This window comes from Microbacterium californiense, assembly GCF_047246625.1.
Classification (GTDB): Bacteria; Actinomycetota; Actinomycetes; order Actinomycetales; family Microbacteriaceae; genus Microbacterium.
Genome location: NZ_JBFOKQ010000002.1, coordinates 14,437 through 29,344, shown reverse-complemented (window position 1 = coordinate 29,344; position 14,908 = coordinate 14,437). Strand labels below are relative to the sequence as shown.

Genomic DNA, 14,908 nt, shown 5'->3' with positions numbered 1-14,908 from the left:
GTACTAGCGTTCAGGCATGCGAGTCGAAATGATCACCAAGGAGTATCCGCCCGAGATCTACGGCGGTGCCGGGGTGCACGTCGCCGAACTCGTGACCGCGCTCCGCGCGAGCATCGACGTCAGCGTCCGCGCATTCGGGGCGCCGCGCGACGAGGCCGAGACCGCCTCCTACCGGACGCCGGCCGGCCTCGCCGCCGCGAACCCCGCCCTGCAGACGCTGGGGACCGATCTCGAGATCGTAGCGGCGATCGAGCAGGCGGACATCGTGCACAGCCACACCTGGTACGCCAACTTCGCCGGGCACCTGGCCTCGCAGCTGCACGGCATCCCGCACGTGCTCACCGCGCACAGCCTCGAACCGCTGCGCCCCTGGAAGGCCGAGCAGCTCGGCGGCGGGTACGCCGTGTCGAGCGGCATCGAGAAGCTCGCGTACGAGAATGCGGCCGCCGTCATCGCCGTCAGCGCCGGCATGCGCGCCGACATCCTGCGGAGCTACCCGCAGGTCGATCCCGCGAAGGTGCGCGTGATCCACAACGGCATCGACGTCGAGCGCTGGCGCCCCGTGCAGGACCCCGCCTTCCTCGCATCGGTCGGCATGGACCCGGACCGGCCGTCCGTCGTGTTCGTCGGCCGCATCACCCGCCAGAAGGGGCTGCCCTATCTTCTCCGGGCGGCGCGGATGCTGCCACCGGAGGTGCAGCTGATCCTGTGCGCCGGTGCCCCCGACACCCCGGAGATCATGGCCGAGGTGCAGGAGGGGGTGCGCCTGCTGCAGCAGACGCGCGAGGGCGTGATCTGGATCGAGCGGATGCTGCCGCGCGACCAGCTCTCGGCCATCCTGACCGCCGCGACGACGTTCGTGTGCCCCTCGGTGTACGAGCCGCTCGGCATCGTCAACCTCGAGGCGATGGCGTGCGGCGCGGCGGTGGTCGGAACGGCGACCGGCGGCATCCCCGAGGTGGTGGCCGACGGCGTGACCGGTCGGCTCGTCCCGATCGACCAGGTACAGGACGGTACCGGTACCCCCGTCGACCCGGAGCGGTACGTGTCGGATCTCGCGGCGGCGCTCACCGAGGTGGCTCTGGATCCGGCCCGAGCGCGCGAGTACGGCGACGCCGGACGCGAGCGCGCACGTCAGGAGTTCAGCTGGGCCTCCATCGCCGACACCACACGGGAGCTCTACGCGGAGCTGAGCCGCTGAGCCGATAGGCTGGCTCCATGCCGATCGCTCTGGAATTCACCGACGTCGTCGTGCGCCGCGACGGGCGCAACATCATCGATCACGTGAGCTGGCAGGTCGCCGACGACCAGCGATGGGTGATCCTCGGGCCGAACGGCGCCGGCAAGACGACGCTGCTCCAGCTCGCCGACACCCTGATGCACCCGACCGCCGGATCGGTCTCGGTGCTGGGGGAGACCCTGGGCCGCACCGACGTCTTCGAGCTGCGCCCCCGCATCGGGTTCGCCTCCTCGGCGATGGCCAAGCGGATCCCGCGCGACGAGACGGTGCTCGACACCGTGCTCACGGCCGCCTACTCGGTGACGGGACGCTGGAACGAGGACTACGAGGACATCGACGAGCGCCGGGCGCTCCGGGTGCTCGGGGACTGGAAGCTCGAGCACCTCGCCGACCGCACCTTCGGCACGCTCAGTGACGGCGAGCAGAAGCGGGTGCAGATTGCCCGTGCCGTGATGACCGATCCCGAGCTGCTGCTGCTCGACGAGCCCACGGCATCCCTCGACCTGGGCGCGCGAGAGGAGTTGCTGTCGCTGCTCAGCGGGTATGCGTCCTCCCCGACGACCCCGGCCATGCTGATGGTCACGCATCACGTCGAGGAGATCCCTGTCGGCTTCACGCACGTCCTGCTGCTGCGGGAGGGCCAGGTCGTCGCCGCCGGTCCCATCGCGGAGACGTTGACGGCGGAAGCGCTCGGCACCGCGTTCGGCATGCCGATCACGCTGACGTCGCACGAGGGTCGATACGCCGCACGCGCAGCATCCTGACGCCGTCTGGTAGAATCGATCCTTGGTGCATCGTGCACCGCAGACTTCCCTCGTCCCTGGCACAATCCAGGGCAGCAACTAAGGAATCCCATGAAGACTGACATTCACCCCGACTACCAGGCGGTCGTGTTCCGCGACCTCGGCTCGGGCGAGACCTTCCTCACCCGCTCCACCGTGACCAGCGACAAGACCATCGAGCTGGACGGTGTCGAGTACCCCGTCATCGACGTCGAGATCTCCTCGGCCTCGCACCCCTTCTACACGGGCAAGCAGCGCATCATGGACTCGGCCGGCCGTGTCGAGAAGTTCAACCAGCGCTTCAAGGGCTTCGGCGGCGCCTCCAAGTAAGGACCGCTCGAAAGGCCCCGCACTCCTCGGAGGGCGGGGCCTTTCCGCGTTGTCGCGGCGTTCGCAGGCCTGGCATCCGCTACCGTTCCGGTCGCGCGGACGGCTGTTCCGAGGGCTGAGAGCAGCCGCTCGTGCGACCGGAAGCCGGCGCAGAGCTCAGAGATCGATGCGGATGCTGCCGTCGGCGACCAGACCGCGTCGAGGGCGGCACCGAGCCCGCCTCCGTCTCCCCGGTACTTCTCCTCGATCGGCCGACGCGCGGAGCGCTCGATGGCGATGAGGAGCACCGCGGCTGCGACGACGACCGCGACCACGGCGATCACTCCGCCCATCACATCGTCCACGGCGGCACGTCCAGGTTCCGGAGCCTCGACGCCTCAGCGCACGAGGCGCCCGTGGGCGAGGTCGATCAGGCGGGACAGCACGTGCCCAGACCGCAGGCCGTTGTGCTCGTGCTCGCTCGTCTGCCAGAGCTGCACGCCGGGCAGGAGACTCGCCGTCTCGAGCGAGAACTCGAGGGGCACGTAGGCGTCGTTGACGTAGACGGCTGCGGCGCCCGCGGCATCCGACGCCGCCAAAGCGTTCTCGTCGTAGAGGCGGGGCCAGGCGAACTCGGCCAGCTCCTGCGCCACCTCGCGCCAAGGCTGGAACGCGGGCACGGTCTCGGTCCACTCGCGACGGATGTGCTCGCCGGTGAACAGCGTGGGGTCCTCACGGAAGTCGTCGGGCTCGACGCGCTCCGCCGACCAGCGCGTGGCGAACCCGTCGGCATAGCTGGACTCGTGGAACGCGAAGTACAGCGGGTTGCGTCCGCCGTAGGGCATCGCGCTCTGGAGGTCGTAGCGGAACGCGTTCGAGGCGGGGTCGAGCTCGAGGAGGGACCAGAGCGTCTGCCAGCCGTTGTCGGTGCCCAGCGCCGAGCCGGCGGAGCGCAGCCGCGACGGGGAGACGACCTCGCCGTCGGGGAGGACGATCCCTCCCTCCGCGGCCTGATCCACCAGCCGGCGCATCACGTCGCGGTGCTCGGGGAAGCGGCGGTAGTAGCGCTCCGACGCGACGCGCATCTTGTCGTAGCACAGGGAGTAGACGTCGTCCGGGTGACGGCCCACGGCGCTGAGGCCGCCGGTGATGTACACGTGCTCGAGCGACGAGGCACGGGTCGAGAGGTAGGCGAGGGTCGTGAAGCCTCCGAACGACTGGCCCAGCACGCTCCACCGCGTCGCGCCGAGATGCTCGCGCAGCGCCTCGCAGTCACGAACGATGGAGTCGGCGCGGAGGTGGGTGAGGTGTTCCGCGACCGCCGAGGCGCCGCGTCCGAGGTCGGCGTCCTTCACCGGCGTCGAGCGGCCGGTGCCGCGCTGGTCCAGGAGCACCAGGCGGTAGTGAGCCAGCGCCTCGTCGAGCCAGGTGGGGGCGAGGGCGGCATGGAACGGCCGCGGGGCCTCGTGACCCGGACCGCCCTGCAGGAACACGAGGTAGGGAAGGTCTTCTCCGCCCTCGCGCGAGACGACGGCCGCGAAGACGTCGATGGTGCGGGTGTCGGATGGATCGTCCCACACCAGCGGAACGGTGAGGGTGTGCTCTTCGACGGTCAGATCCTGCATGCGACGGACTACGGTGCTCACCCGTCGAGCCTAACCGTCCCGGCCGGCCGACGGGGGGCTACATCACGTTGCCGATGTAGGAGTACTTGACGAAGACCTCGGACGCGATGCCCGCCTCTTCCAGCACCCCCTGCACGGCGCTCATCATGTAGTTCGAATCCCAGCCCATGTAGAGGTGGTGGCCGTCGCCGAGGTCGTCCCACTGCCCCTTCCACGCCTTGTCCGCATAGATCGGACCGCCGTGGGTCTCGCAGTACGACAGGGCGGCAGTGCGCGTGTCGGTCCAGGCGCGCCGCAGCACCCGGTTGAAGAGGTGTTTGACGTCGTAGACCTCCCAGCGCTCCCCGCGGTACTCGACATAGTCGAACTCGCGCTCCCAGCCGGCGGGCCAGCCGCGCCGGCGCACCGCATCCAGGATGGGGGTGAGGCCGTCGTCGTCGATCTCCGGCAGGGCGGGACGCGCCCAGATCCGCACCAGCTCGGCGGTCAGCCCCACTGTGCGCTGCGTGATGGCCGCCGTGTTCCACCGGTCCGATCCCGCCAGCTCCCGCGTGGCGGTGACGGCGCTGCGCGCATAGGCGTCGGCTCGCTTCACCGGGAAGGGAGCGCCGAACACCCGCTCGGTCAGGTGCGGCTCCAGGAGTGTCAGGTTTCCGAGGGTCGGCGCGAGCGCGCGATGGCTGTTCTGCTCGTCCTCCGAGTACTCGCTCCACGGACGCACGCCGTCGCCCGACCAGGAGTCGTTCGGAACCGGCGGCACCACGTGCTCGACGTCGTAGGCCGTCGGATCCTCCACGCCCTCCAGCCGCCCCAGGACGTACGCCGCGTGCGGCAGCTCGCTGTACTTCAGCACAGCGCTCACCCGCTCGTCGGAGGGTGTGATGCGCGCGAAGGCCCGCGCGAGGGCGTCCGGTCCCTGGGTACGAGCGCGGCAGAGCCGGGCGATCAGGCGCTCGTTCGGCAGGTTGACCAGCGTGCGGCGGAGGTAGAGCGCCTGGATCCACTCCAGGGTCTGCACGAGTTCGGCGCGGTCGATCAGGCCCCGAGCGTGGTCGCTGTAGACCCTGAGGACGAGCGGGTACGCGGCGCGCCCGAACGTGCCGACGAACCGCAGCTGACGGGCGATCTCCGGATCGGGCTCGCGCGAAGGGTCGAGGAGGATGCCGTAGATCTCGGCGTAGTGGCGCCAGGTCTCGGCATCCGCCTGGAGCTGCTCCGCATCCACGCGCGGGAAGGAGCGGCGGAAGGCGCTGTACACGCCGTGCTCCCCGTTGGCGGCGAGCTCCCGTCCCGTGGTCATCACCAGGTAGTGGCGCCAGAAGGCGCCGATCGTCTCGCCGGTGTGGCGCTCGATGGGGAGCCAGAAGCGGCTCTCGACATCGAGCTGCTCGGCGTGGGTGAGGCCCATGAGGATGTAGTTGTGGATGAGCTCGTGGTCGCGGAGCGGCTCGCCGGTCGAGTTCAGGCTCTCGAAGATCTGCTGGGCGTTCGCCTCGGCGCCCAGCGTGATCGACACGTGCTCGAGCCGTCGGAGTCCGCGCCAGATTCGGGGGACCTCGTCGACGTGGATCTGGCTGCGGAAGAACGCGTAGTTGTCGTCGAAGCGGGACTCGCGGTCGGCGTCGTCGCGGCGGTCGAGGACCACCGACTCGTACGGTCCCGCCCACGCGTCGTGCGGACGGAGCTTGGTGCGCGAGGGCTCGTCGCCGCGGACCAGCACGCGACCGAGCTCCTCGGCCAGGGCCGGGTCGGCGTGCTCGACGGAATGCCGAAGCGCCGCGATCAGCAGCATGAGCGTGGTGATGCGCTGCTGCCCGTCGATGAGGATGAGGTCCCGCGCGGAGTCGCCGTCCTGGGCCGAGAGGATGGATCCGATGAAGTGCCGGTGCGCCGTGTCCTCGTCGGCGACCGCGCGGATGTCGGAGAGGAGCTGCTCGCACCCGCCGATGTCCCAGCGGTACTGGCGCTGGTACACCGGGACGACGATGCTCGAGGAGCCTGTCGCGAGCCACTCGATCGTGTTGACGGCCGTCGCCTCGACGTTGGTGGCGGTGCTCATGCTCGTGTCCGGTCCTCCCGTTGCGCTCGGCGCCGGGACTCGCCGAGGCGCCCGAGCAAGTCTATTCGGTTATTCACGGCGGCCCTCGGAGGGGCCCGAAGGAGCCGCTGTTAGGCTTGCCTAATCAGGGCCTGTTAAAACGTGCTGGCCCCCGATGAAAGGAACATGACGCAGATCATGGGATACATCAAGTCCGCAGCGCTGGAGGAGAAGGGCTTCGTCGTCCTCGACAGCTACAACCAGGAGCTCGACCCCAAGGAGTGGCTGGACATCGAGTACAACGACTGGAAGTCCTCGGGCGACACCCGCTTCGCCCCTCTGGCGAGCGCCTTCGGCGACATCGAGTGCAACGGCTTCTGGAACCACAAGCCGCCGCGCACCGACAAGGACGGGGTCTGGATCGACTCGCAGGTCGCCAAGGCCCCCAACCTCACCCGCCGCGCGCAGGAGCCCGGTGCGAACGTCGGACGCTGCCGCGTCATCGAGCTGCAGCCCACCCCGTACGGCGACTGCCTCTACAACCTCCACCAGGACGACAACAACCGCCTGAACCCCGACGGGACCGGGTGGGTCGTCCGCGGCTTCTTCAACCTCACGGATGACAAGGACAGCTACTTCGTCCTGCGCGAGAACCGCACCGACCCGAGCATCGAGTACCGCATCGCCCTGCCGGCGGGCGCCCAGCTCATCGTCGACACCCAGCGCCTGTGGCACGCCGCGACGCACAACGGCACCGAGCCCCGGTACTGCCTGATCACGTCGTGGACCTCGGGCCCGGAGCTCGACGCCTACATCGAGAAGTACCACGGCACCGACGACGTTCCGAACGTCGAGGTCCCGCAGGACGTGCTCGAGCACGGCTACGCCGAGCAGGCCCGAAAGGACGCCGCGCGCGCCGCGTACTACGCGGCCAAGGGCCAGCAGGTGAAGCAGGCGATGAGCGAGGCCTGAGCCTCCTCGTCGACGGACCGTTCCGCGGTCCAAGGCCCCGGTCCTCGCGACCGGGGCCTTTCGCGTGGAATCACACGCTTGTGATTTGCCGCCGGGTGGGCGAGAATGGGCGCACAACCGCATACTCTCGCCACTTCGTTGGTCCAGGTCGTTGGGGAAGACGCACCTGATGAAACGGAGAGATCATGGCGACGGCTTACGCACGCGGAGTGGTGTTCATCCACTCGGCGCCTCGCGCGCTCTGCCCGCACCTCGAATGGGCGGTCGGACGCGCTATCGGTCGTGCGGTGAATTTCGAGTGGGCGGACCAGCCCGTGCTCGACGGCGCCCGCCGCGCCGAGTTCTACTGGGACGGACCGGTCGGCACCGGGGCCGCTCTCGCCACGGCCATCCGAGGCTGGGAGCACCTGCGCTTCGAGGTGACGGAGGACCCGACGCCCCGGAGTGACGGCGGTCGCTGGCTGCACACGCCCGATCTCGGCATCCACTACGCGCAGACGGATGCCGCCGGCAACATCGTCGTCGGCGAGGATCGCATCCGCTACGCCATGGAGATCGCGGCCGGCAACGCGGTCGAGCTCCAGCGCGAACTCGACGTCGCCCTCGGCACGGCCTGGGACGAGGAGCTCGAGCCCTTCCGCCACGCCAGCGACGACGCACGCGTCGTCTGGCTCCACAAGGTCGGCTGACCCGCCGCCCCGAGACCCGGAGCGCGGAGGCGTGAGTATCGGATGCCGGTGAATCGACCCGGACGCTGAGAAGACGTATCCCGCTCCGCCCGTCGAAGGCCCCGTCCCTGCTCCGGCAGCGGCGGGGCCTTCGTCCGCCGTCAGATCACGGCGGCGTGCAGGAGGCGCTCCGGCGGTGCGGCGGCCCCGCGCTGCACGTCCTCCCAGGCGCGCCGCAGTCGGTGAAGGGCCTCCGCCGTGCGCTGGGGCGGGAGCGTGATGGGGATCCTCGTCCGCCTCTCCAGCACCCCGCCCGTCGTGAATCGCGGCCCGGGCGGCAGGATGAGCCCGTGCTCGCGCGCCGCGAGCGACAGCCGGGTCGACACGGGGGCACCGAGATCGACCCAGGTGGAGAGCCCGCCGGGGGTGGACGGCATCCGGATGCCGTCCAGGTGCCCGAGCCCGGCGGCCACAGCGGCGCGCCCGGCGTGCAGGCGCGCCCGGACGTGAGCGGTGAGTGCGGGCATCTCCTGCAGCAGCTCGACCGCGATGCACTGCTCGAGCAGCGCGGTGCCGAGCTCGAACGAGGGCCGGACGGCGAGCAGGCGGCTCACCACGGAGCGCTCGGCGCGGATCCAGCCGATGCGCATGCCGCCCCAGGCGATCTTCGACATCGACCCGACGGTGATGACTTTCGGGCTGAACGCCGCGACGGGGGTGGGGGCCCATCCGCGATCGATGTCGAGGTCGGTCGTCGTCTCGTCGACGATGAGGTGCGTCCCGGCGCTGCGAGCGGTCGCGGCGATGCGGTCCCGCTCGGGATCCGGCAGGGTGGCGCCCGTCGGGTTGTGGAAGTCGGGGATCAGGTAGGCGACGTGGGGCCGGGTGCTCAGCAGCGTCTCGGCGAGGTGCCGCGCATCCCAGCCGTCCGCGTCGACGGGCGTGGGCACCGGGCGGTAGCCGTGCCGGTGCAGGGCCTCGAGCGCGTGGGGGAAGGTCGGCTGCTCCACGAGGGCCCGCTCGCCCCGTCTGCCGAGCGTGGCGAGGATCAGGTTCAGCCCGTTCAGGGCCCCGGACGTGACGACGATCTCGTCCGGGTGGGTGTCGGCGCCGCGGTCGGTGTACCGCTGCGCGATGGCCTCGCGGAGCTCGGGGAGGCCGCGGAGCGAGTATCCGCTCGTCCCGCGCATCGCAGCCAGCCGGGGGAGCGAGCGGACGGTGGCGTCGTAGAGACCCGGGGTGGAGTCCATCGAGGCGATCGACAGATCGATGGCGGTCTCGTCCTCGGCGAGCGACGGCGGCGCGGCCTCGTGCGGAAGGGTGACCCGGGTGCTGCCGCCGTGCAGGCGCGAGACGAATCCGTCGCCTTCGAGCAGACCGTACACGCGGGTGATCGTCGACCGGGACCGGCGGAGCTCGAGGGCCAGTGACCGCTCACTGGGCAGACGCTCGCCGACGGTCAGACGGCCGTCGAGGATCAGAGCGCGGATGTGCCCGGCGAGTGCCGAGGCCGTCGCCCCCGCCACGGTCTGTGCGCCGAGCTGTTCCACCAGTCGTGATCCCATCTCCCCAGCATCGCGCAAAGTGGCCTCTTTCAGGCAGGCCACTTTTCGGGAAGTGGTTCCGGTGGCGCGCCCGCGGCAGCATCCACGATAGGAGGATGCTGCTCCGCGCCGTCCTCCTCCCGATCACCGCCACCAGTCGACGCGACCTCGTGGAGCGCTTCGGCCAGCTGATCATCGGGCTTCTGCTGTACGGCGTCGCCCTGGGCTTCATGGTGCGCGGCGGCATCGGCGTCGCCCCGTGGGACGTGCTGTCGCTCGGGATCGCCCGCTGGGCGCCGATCGGCTACGGGACCGTGACCGTGGCGGTCTCCGTCATCGTGCTGCTGCTGTGGATCCCGCTCCGCCAACGCGTCGGTCTCGGCACCGTGCTCAACGCTCTGCTCGTGGGCCCGAGCGCCGACCTGGCGCTCCTCGTGCTCCCGACGCCCGGCACGGTGTGGATCGGCGCGCCGATGTTCGTCGTCGGACTGCTGCTCCTGGCGTTCGCGACCGGGCTCTACATCTCCGCCGACTTCGGCCCCGGCCCGCGGGACGGCCTCATGACGGGCCTCGTCCGCCGCACCGGCTGGCCGGTCTGGCTGGTGCGCACGCTCATCGAGGGGAGTGTGCTCGCGGTCGGCTGGCTGCTCGGAGGCCCGGTCGGTGTGGGCACGGTCCTGTTCGCGTTCGGCGTCGGACCGCTGATCGGATGGTTCCTGCCGCGCATCGCGTCGATGCGTGAGGCGCGCTCACAGCGACTCACCGCCGCCCCTGCGGGCTGAGTTCCCGGCATCCGTGACACGCACAAAGCCCCCGGGGAGTCCGGGGGCTTTGTGCGTCTGCGCGTCGGAGATCAGTCGTCGGCACTCGCGAACACGGCGACGGCGTTGTGGCCGCCGAAGCCGAAGGAGTTGCTGATCGCGACCTGCGGGCCGTCGCCGAGCGGCGTGGGCTCGACCGAGAGGCGGAACGGGACGGCCGGGTCCTGCTCCGTCATGTTGATGGTCGGGGGAGCGACGCGATCGCGCAGGGCGAGGAGGGCGAAGATCGCCTCCAGTGCGCCGGTGCCGCCGAGGAGGTGTCCGGTCGACGCCTTCGTGGCCGACACGGGGATCTCGTCGAGACGCTCGCCGAACACCTTCTTCAGGGCCACGTACTCGTTCGGGTCGCCTACCGGGGTCGAGGTGGCGTGGGCGTTGATGTGCGTAACCTGGTCGGCCGTGATGCCCGCCTCGGTCAGCGCCTGCGTGACGGCGCGCGCCGCTCCGCTGCCCTCGGGGTCGTTGCCGGTGATGTGGTAGGCGTCGGCGGTGACGCCGCCGCCCAGCACATAGCCGTAGATCTTCGCGCCGCGCGCCTTCGCGTGCTCCTCGGTCTCGAGGATGAGGGCGGCGGCTCCCTCGCCCATGACGAAGCCGTCGCGGTCGATCGCGCCGGGGCGCGACGCGTGCGCCGGGTCGTCGTTGCGGCGGGACAGGGCCTGGGCCGAGGCGAATGCCGCCATGGTGATGGGGTGGATGGCCGACTCGGTGCCGCCGGCGATGACGACGTCGGCGAGGCCCTCCTGCAGATGGTGGAACGCGTGGATGATCGACTCGGTGCTCGAGGCGCAGGCGCTGACGACGGTCTGCGCGTACGCGCGAGCGCCGAACTGCAGCGAGAGGTTCCCGGCGGCCGCGTTCGGCATCAGCATGGGAACGGTCAGCGGCATGACGCGGCGCGGGCCCTTCTCGCGCAGGGTGTCCCAGGCGTCGAGCAGGGTCCAGAGGCCGCCGATACCGGTGGCGAAATCGACGCCGAGGCGCTCGGGGGCGACCTCGGGCGAGCCGGCATCCTCCCACGCCTCGCGTGCGGCGATCAGTGCGAACTGCGACGACGGGTCGAGACGCTTCGCCTCGTGGCGCGGCAGCACCTCTTCGGGGCGGACCATGGCCTCGGCGGCGAAGGTGACGGGGAGGTCGTGCTCCTTCACCCAGTCGTGCTCGAGGGTGCGGGTGCCGGACATGCCGGCGAGCAGGTTGGTCCAGTTGTCAGGGGCAGTCCCGCCGATGGCGGACGTGGCGCCGATGCCGGTGACGACGATGCGCTGGGTCATGGGTGTGGTTCCTTGTCGAGCGGGATGCGGATGGGAGCGGGCAGGACGGAGGATGCCACGCCCCGGCGAGCGGGGGTGGCATCCTGCGCGTCTTACTCCTGGCCTGCGACGATGAAGTCGACGGCGTCGCCGACGGTCTTCAGGTTCTTGACCTCGTCGTCCGGGATGGTGACGCCGAACTTCTCCTCGGCGTTGACGACGATCGTCATCATGGAGATCGAGTCGATGTCGAGGTCGTCGGTGAACGACTTCTCGAGGGCGACCTCGGAGGCGTTGATGCCCGTCTCGTCGGTGATCAGTTCTGCGAGGCCGGCGAGGACCTCATCCTTGGTGAAAGCCATGTCGGTCTTCCTCTTTCTTGCGGGTTGTTTTCGGAACCGTGGAACAGTCTAGGGAACGCGGACGCCCGGTCAGGGGAGGACGACCACCTGGGCGGCGAACACGAGCCCGGCGCCGAAGCCGATCTGCAGGGCCAGGCCCCCCGACAGCTCGGGGTGCTCGGCCATCAGACGGTGGCTGGCGAGCGGGATCGAGGCGGCCGACGTGTTTCCCGTGGTCTCGATGTCGCGCGCGATCACGGTGGTCTCGGGCAGGCCGAGCTGCTTGGCGAACTCGTCGATGATGCGCATGTTCGCCTGGTGGGGGATGAACGCCGCGATGTCCGACGCCTCGACGCCGGCCCGGTCGAGCGCCTCGCGCGCGACCTTCGCCATCTCCCAGACGGCCCAGCGGAAGACCGTCGGTCCCTCTTGGCGGAGGGTCGGCCAGGGGATCTCCCCGTCGCGGAACTGCGTGAGGGTGCCGTTCATGCCGACGGCATCCGCCTTGGAGCCGTCCGAGCCCCAGACGGCCGGGGCGATGCCCGGCGTCTCGCTGGGACCGATGACCGCGGCGCCCGCGCCGTCGCCCAGCAGGAACGAGATGCTGCGGTCGGCGGGGTCGACGACGTCCGAGAGCTTCTCGGTGCCGATCACGAGGGCGTAGCGCGCCGCGCCCGCCTTGATGAGCGCGTCGGCCTGGGTCACCGCGTACGCGTATCCCGCACAGGCGGCGTTGACGTCGTAGGCCGCGGCGGGATTCGCGCCGACGCGGTCGGCCACGATCGCCGACACCGAGGGCGTCTGCTTCGGGTTGCTGATGGTCGCCACGATCACGAGGTCGATCTGGTCGGCCGGGATGCCGGCCTTCGCGATCGCCTCGGCACCGGCGTCGGCGGCGAGGTCGATCGCATCGGTGTCCTTGGCGGCGCGCACCCGGGTGATGATCCCGGTGCGCTGGCGGATCCACTCGTCGCTGGAGTCGATCGGACCGATGAGGTCCTCGTTCGGCACCGCGTTCTCGCCGCGCGCCGCGCCGAAGGAGTAGATGCGCGTGTAGGCAGGACCGGTCGCCTGCGTCAGGATGGCGCTCATGCGGCTTCTCCGTTCAGCAGCGCGACGGCTGCGTCGAGATCATCGGGGGTCTTCACGGCGACGGTCGGGACGCCGCGCAGGCCGCGCTTGGCGAGGCCGGTCAGCGCGCCGGCGGGGGCCAGCTCGATCAGGCCGGTGACGCCGTGCTCGGCGAACGAGGCCATGCACAGGTCCCAGCGCACCGGCGACGACACCTGGTCGACGAGGTACGACAGCGCCTGAGCTCCGTCCTTCACGGTGGAGCCGTCGCGGTTGGTCCAGAGGGTCAGCGAGGGATCGCGGGGCTCGACAGAGGCGACCGCATCGCGCAGGGCCTCGACGGCCGAGGCCATGTACGTCGTGTGGAAGGCGCCGGCGACCTGCAGCGCGATGACCCGCGTGCCCTTGACGGGATCGGCGGCCAGCGCCTCGAGGGCAACCTGCTCACCGGCGACGACCAGCTGGCCTCCGCCGTTGTAGTTCGCGGGGGAGAGTCCCAGGTCGGTGAGGCGCGCGAGAACCGCGTCCTCGTCGCCGCCGAGGACGGCGCTCATGCCGGTGGGGGTCTGCGCCGCGGCATCCGCCATCGCGCGACCGCGGATGCCGACCAGGCGCATGCCCATCTCGGCATCCAGCACGCCGCTTCCGACGAGCGCGGCGATCTCGCCGACGGAGTGGCCGGCGATCCCGTCGGCCAGGCGTCCGGCGCGGGCGGAGAGGGCGTCGGCGGCGATCAGCGAGGCCGCGACGATGAGCGGCTGGGCGATGCGCGTGTCACGGATGGTGTCGGCATCCGACTCCGTGCCGTGGGTCTGCAGATCGACGCCCGCCGCCTCGGAATACGCGGCGAGCCGTTCGGCCGCCCCGTCGATCTCGAGCCAGGGGGCGAGGAATCCGGGGGTCTGCGAGCCCTGACCAGGGCATACGACGACAATCACCAGACCAGTCTGCCAATGATCCGGGAGAAGTGGTGGATGATCCATCACAAGATTCCGAGGAACCCTTGTGTGTGGCGTACAGACGGGGCGCCGATGTCAGCGCGGGGGACGACGCAGGGCGGACCGCCGGCGTGCGGGGTCCGCCGCGCCGATGGAGCCGAGGATGAGCGCGGTCTGCAGGATCAGCGCCTCGCGCGGTCCGGTGGCGTCCCAGCCGATGACCTCGCTGACCCGCTTGAGGCGGTAGCGCACGGTGTTCGGGTGCACGAACAGCTCCCGTGCCGTCGCCTCGAGGGAGCGGCCGTTGTCGAGATAGCTCCACAGCGTCGTGACCAGGTCCGTCGAATGAGCCTGCAGGGGCCGGAAGATGCGTTCGATGAGCGTCTGCTTGGCAAGCGGATCGCCCGCCAGCGCACGCTCGGGAAGCAGATCGTCGGCCTCGACCGGACGCGGGGCACTGCGCCAGGCGCGGGCGACCGCGAAGCCGGCCAGCGCGGCCCGAGCGCTCTGGCTCGCGTCGACCAGAGCCGCCACAGCCGGGCCCAGCACGACGTAGCCGGGACCGAAGGACGGCTCGAGGCGCGCGGCGATCTCGAGGAACGTCAGCTCTTCCGAGTCGCCCTCCTGATCGTCGTCGCGAGCGCGTCCGATCACCAGCACGAGCCGGGAGCCCTGCACGCCGATCAGCACGTCGACGGCGAGCTTGCGGGCCGTGCGGCGGACCTGGTCGACGTCGAACTGGGGAGGCGTCGTGCCGACCAGCACCGCGACCTCTCCGTGACCGTGCCAGCCGAGCGCGGCGATGCGGCTCGGGAGCTCCTCGTCGGCCTCGCCGGTCAGGATGGAGTCGACGACGAGGGCCTCGAGCCGCGCGTCCCAGAGACCGCGGGCCTCGGCAGCGCGGGCGTAGACGTCGGCTGCGGCGAACGCGACGTCACGGGAGTAGAGCAGGATGGCCTCGCGCAGGTCCTCGCCGCGACCGGCGACCCGCTCCTCGGTGACCTCGACCGTGACCCGGATCAGCTGCAGGGTCTGCTGGAGGCTGACGCTGCGCAGCAGCTCACGAGGGGCGGCGGCGAAGATGTCGGCGGCGATCCACGGCGTGGAGTTCGGATCGTCGTACCACTGGATGAACGAGGTGATGCCCGCCTGGGCCACCAGCCCGACCGCAGAACGGCGGGCTGGTGGCATGTCGGCGTACCAAGGCAGGGTGTCCTCGAGCCGCTTGATCGTCACCGAGGCGATGTCACCGGAGATCCGGCGCAGCCAGGTGAGCGTCGCGGCCTTGTCCATGCCGGTGGAAGAC

The 14,908-nt window shown here is 70.5% G+C and carries 14 protein-coding genes; 6 read left to right on the top strand and 8 right to left on the bottom strand.

What is annotated here, in order from left to right; all coding sequences use genetic code 11:
* The first annotated feature begins 16 nt into the window (after positions 1 to 16).
* From glgA to AB3M82_RS11385, 3 genes are all read left to right on the top strand, one after another.
* The gene (glgA, locus tag AB3M82_RS11395) at positions 17 to 1,201 is read left to right on the top strand and encodes a glycogen synthase (protein WP_412958063.1); all 1,185 of its coding nucleotides are present in this window, start codon (positions 17 to 19) and stop codon (positions 1,199 to 1,201) included.
* Between the two features lie 17 nt (positions 1,202 to 1,218).
* The gene (locus tag AB3M82_RS11390; protein ID WP_412958062.1) at positions 1,219 to 2,004 is read left to right on the top strand and encodes an ABC transporter ATP-binding protein; all 786 of its coding nucleotides are present in this window, start codon (positions 1,219 to 1,221) and stop codon (positions 2,002 to 2,004) included.
* Positions 2,005 to 2,094: 90 nt separating this feature from the next.
* Positions 2,095 to 2,352 (top strand): type B 50S ribosomal protein L31, encoded by a 258-nt coding sequence (locus tag AB3M82_RS11385; RefSeq protein ID WP_412958061.1) that lies wholly within the window; start codon positions 2,095 to 2,097, stop codon positions 2,350 to 2,352.
* 377 nt (positions 2,353 to 2,729) lie between these two features.
* Here AB3M82_RS11385 and AB3M82_RS11380 read toward each other — a convergent pair whose 3' ends face one another.
* Both AB3M82_RS11380 and AB3M82_RS11375 read right to left on the bottom strand, forming a co-directional pair.
* On the bottom strand, positions 2,730 to 3,956 hold the full coding sequence (locus tag AB3M82_RS11380; protein WP_412958589.1) for an alpha/beta fold hydrolase: 1,227 nt from the start codon (positions 3,954 to 3,956) through the stop codon (positions 2,730 to 2,732).
* Between the two features lie 58 nt (positions 3,957 to 4,014).
* Positions 4,015 to 6,015: a DUF262 domain-containing protein gene (locus tag AB3M82_RS11375; protein WP_412958060.1), complete on the bottom strand. Its 2,001-nt coding sequence runs from the start codon at positions 6,013 to 6,015 to the stop codon at positions 4,015 to 4,017.
* A gap of 177 nt (positions 6,016 to 6,192) precedes the next feature.
* On the opposite strand from AB3M82_RS11375, the gene AB3M82_RS11370 reads away from it, so the two are divergent.
* A complete protein-coding gene (locus AB3M82_RS11370) occupies positions 6,193 to 6,966 on the top strand; it encodes a hypothetical protein (RefSeq protein WP_412958588.1) in 774 nt (257 codons plus the stop codon).
* A gap of 185 nt (positions 6,967 to 7,151) precedes the next feature.
* A complete protein-coding gene (locus AB3M82_RS11365) occupies positions 7,152 to 7,655 on the top strand; it encodes a DUF3145 domain-containing protein (RefSeq protein ID WP_412958059.1) in 504 nt (167 codons plus the stop codon).
* A 140-nt stretch (positions 7,656 to 7,795) separates the two neighbouring features.
* Here the strand turns inward: AB3M82_RS11365 and yczR are convergent, their stop codons facing one another.
* Positions 7,796 to 9,199: a MocR-like transcription factor YczR gene (gene yczR, locus AB3M82_RS11360; protein ID WP_412958058.1), complete on the bottom strand. Its 1,404-nt coding sequence runs from the start codon at positions 9,197 to 9,199 to the stop codon at positions 7,796 to 7,798.
* Positions 9,200 to 9,294: 95 nt separating this feature from the next.
* Here yczR and yczE point away from each other — a divergent pair, with 95 nt between their 5' ends.
* Positions 9,295 to 9,960, top strand: coding sequence for a membrane protein YczE (gene yczE, locus AB3M82_RS11355; RefSeq protein ID WP_412958057.1), 666 nt, complete (start codon positions 9,295 to 9,297; stop codon positions 9,958 to 9,960).
* Between the two features lie 71 nt (positions 9,961 to 10,031).
* Here the strand turns inward: yczE and AB3M82_RS11350 are convergent, their stop codons facing one another.
* The 5 genes from AB3M82_RS11350 to AB3M82_RS11330 all read right to left on the bottom strand — a co-directional run bounded on the left by AB3M82_RS11350 (position 10,032) and on the right by AB3M82_RS11330 (position 14,895).
* On the bottom strand, positions 10,032 to 11,273 hold the full coding sequence (locus AB3M82_RS11350) for a beta-ketoacyl-[acyl-carrier-protein] synthase family protein (RefSeq protein WP_412958056.1): 1,242 nt from the start codon (positions 11,271 to 11,273) through the stop codon (positions 10,032 to 10,034).
* A 92-nt stretch (positions 11,274 to 11,365) separates the two neighbouring features.
* Complete coding sequence (locus AB3M82_RS11345; protein WP_314647770.1) at positions 11,366 to 11,614, bottom strand: acyl carrier protein; 249 nt, start codon at positions 11,612 to 11,614, stop codon at positions 11,366 to 11,368.
* Between the two features lie 69 nt (positions 11,615 to 11,683).
* Positions 11,684 to 12,685, bottom strand: a complete 1,002-nt coding sequence (locus tag AB3M82_RS11340) for a beta-ketoacyl-ACP synthase III (RefSeq protein ID WP_412958055.1) — start codon at positions 12,683 to 12,685, stop codon at positions 11,684 to 11,686.
* Complete coding sequence (locus AB3M82_RS11335) at positions 12,682 to 13,602, bottom strand: ACP S-malonyltransferase (RefSeq protein WP_412958054.1); 921 nt, start codon at positions 13,600 to 13,602, stop codon at positions 12,682 to 12,684. The genes AB3M82_RS11340 and AB3M82_RS11335 overlap by 4 nt, the downstream gene beginning before the upstream one ends.
* Positions 13,603 to 13,698: 96 nt before the next feature.
* Positions 13,699 to 14,895 carry a PucR family transcriptional regulator gene (locus AB3M82_RS11330; RefSeq protein ID WP_412958587.1) on the bottom strand — a complete coding sequence of 399 codons (1,197 nt, stop codon included), beginning with the start codon at positions 14,893 to 14,895 and terminating at the stop codon, positions 13,699 to 13,701.
* Between the last annotated feature and the right edge of the window lie 13 nt (positions 14,896 to 14,908).

What these genes read in the sequence shown, in the direction of transcription:
- glgA (WP_412958063.1), top strand. Translation starts at nt 17, where the DNA reads ATGCGAGTCGAAATGATCACCAAGGAGTATCCGCCCGAGATCTACGGC.
- AB3M82_RS11390 (WP_412958062.1), top strand. Translation starts at nt 1,219, where the DNA reads ATGCCGATCGCTCTGGAATTCACCGACGTCGTCGTGCGCCGCGACGGG.
- AB3M82_RS11385 (WP_412958061.1), top strand. Translation starts at nt 2,095, where the DNA reads ATGAAGACTGACATTCACCCCGACTACCAGGCGGTCGTGTTCCGCGAC.
- AB3M82_RS11380 (WP_412958589.1), bottom strand. Translation starts at nt 3,956, where the DNA reads ATGCAGGATCTGACCGTCGAAGAGCACACCCTCACCGTTCCGCTGGTG.
- AB3M82_RS11375 (WP_412958060.1), bottom strand. Translation starts at nt 6,015, where the DNA reads ATGAGCACCGCCACCAACGTCGAGGCGACGGCCGTCAACACGATCGAG.
- AB3M82_RS11370 (WP_412958588.1), top strand. Translation starts at nt 6,193, where the DNA reads ATGGGATACATCAAGTCCGCAGCGCTGGAGGAGAAGGGCTTCGTCGTC.
- AB3M82_RS11365 (WP_412958059.1), top strand. Translation starts at nt 7,152, where the DNA reads ATGGCGACGGCTTACGCACGCGGAGTGGTGTTCATCCACTCGGCGCCT.
- yczR (WP_412958058.1), bottom strand. Translation starts at nt 9,199, where the DNA reads ATGGGATCACGACTGGTGGAACAGCTCGGCGCACAGACCGTGGCGGGG.
- yczE (WP_412958057.1), top strand. Translation starts at nt 9,295, where the DNA reads ATGCTGCTCCGCGCCGTCCTCCTCCCGATCACCGCCACCAGTCGACGC.
- AB3M82_RS11350 (WP_412958056.1), bottom strand. Translation starts at nt 11,273, where the DNA reads ATGACCCAGCGCATCGTCGTCACCGGCATCGGCGCCACGTCCGCCATC.
- AB3M82_RS11345 (WP_314647770.1), bottom strand. Translation starts at nt 11,614, where the DNA reads ATGGCTTTCACCAAGGATGAGGTCCTCGCCGGCCTCGCAGAACTGATC.
- AB3M82_RS11340 (WP_412958055.1), bottom strand. Translation starts at nt 12,685, where the DNA reads ATGAGCGCCATCCTGACGCAGGCGACCGGTCCTGCCTACACGCGCATC.
- AB3M82_RS11330 (WP_412958587.1), bottom strand. Translation starts at nt 14,895, where the DNA reads ATGGACAAGGCCGCGACGCTCACCTGGCTGCGCCGGATCTCCGGTGAC.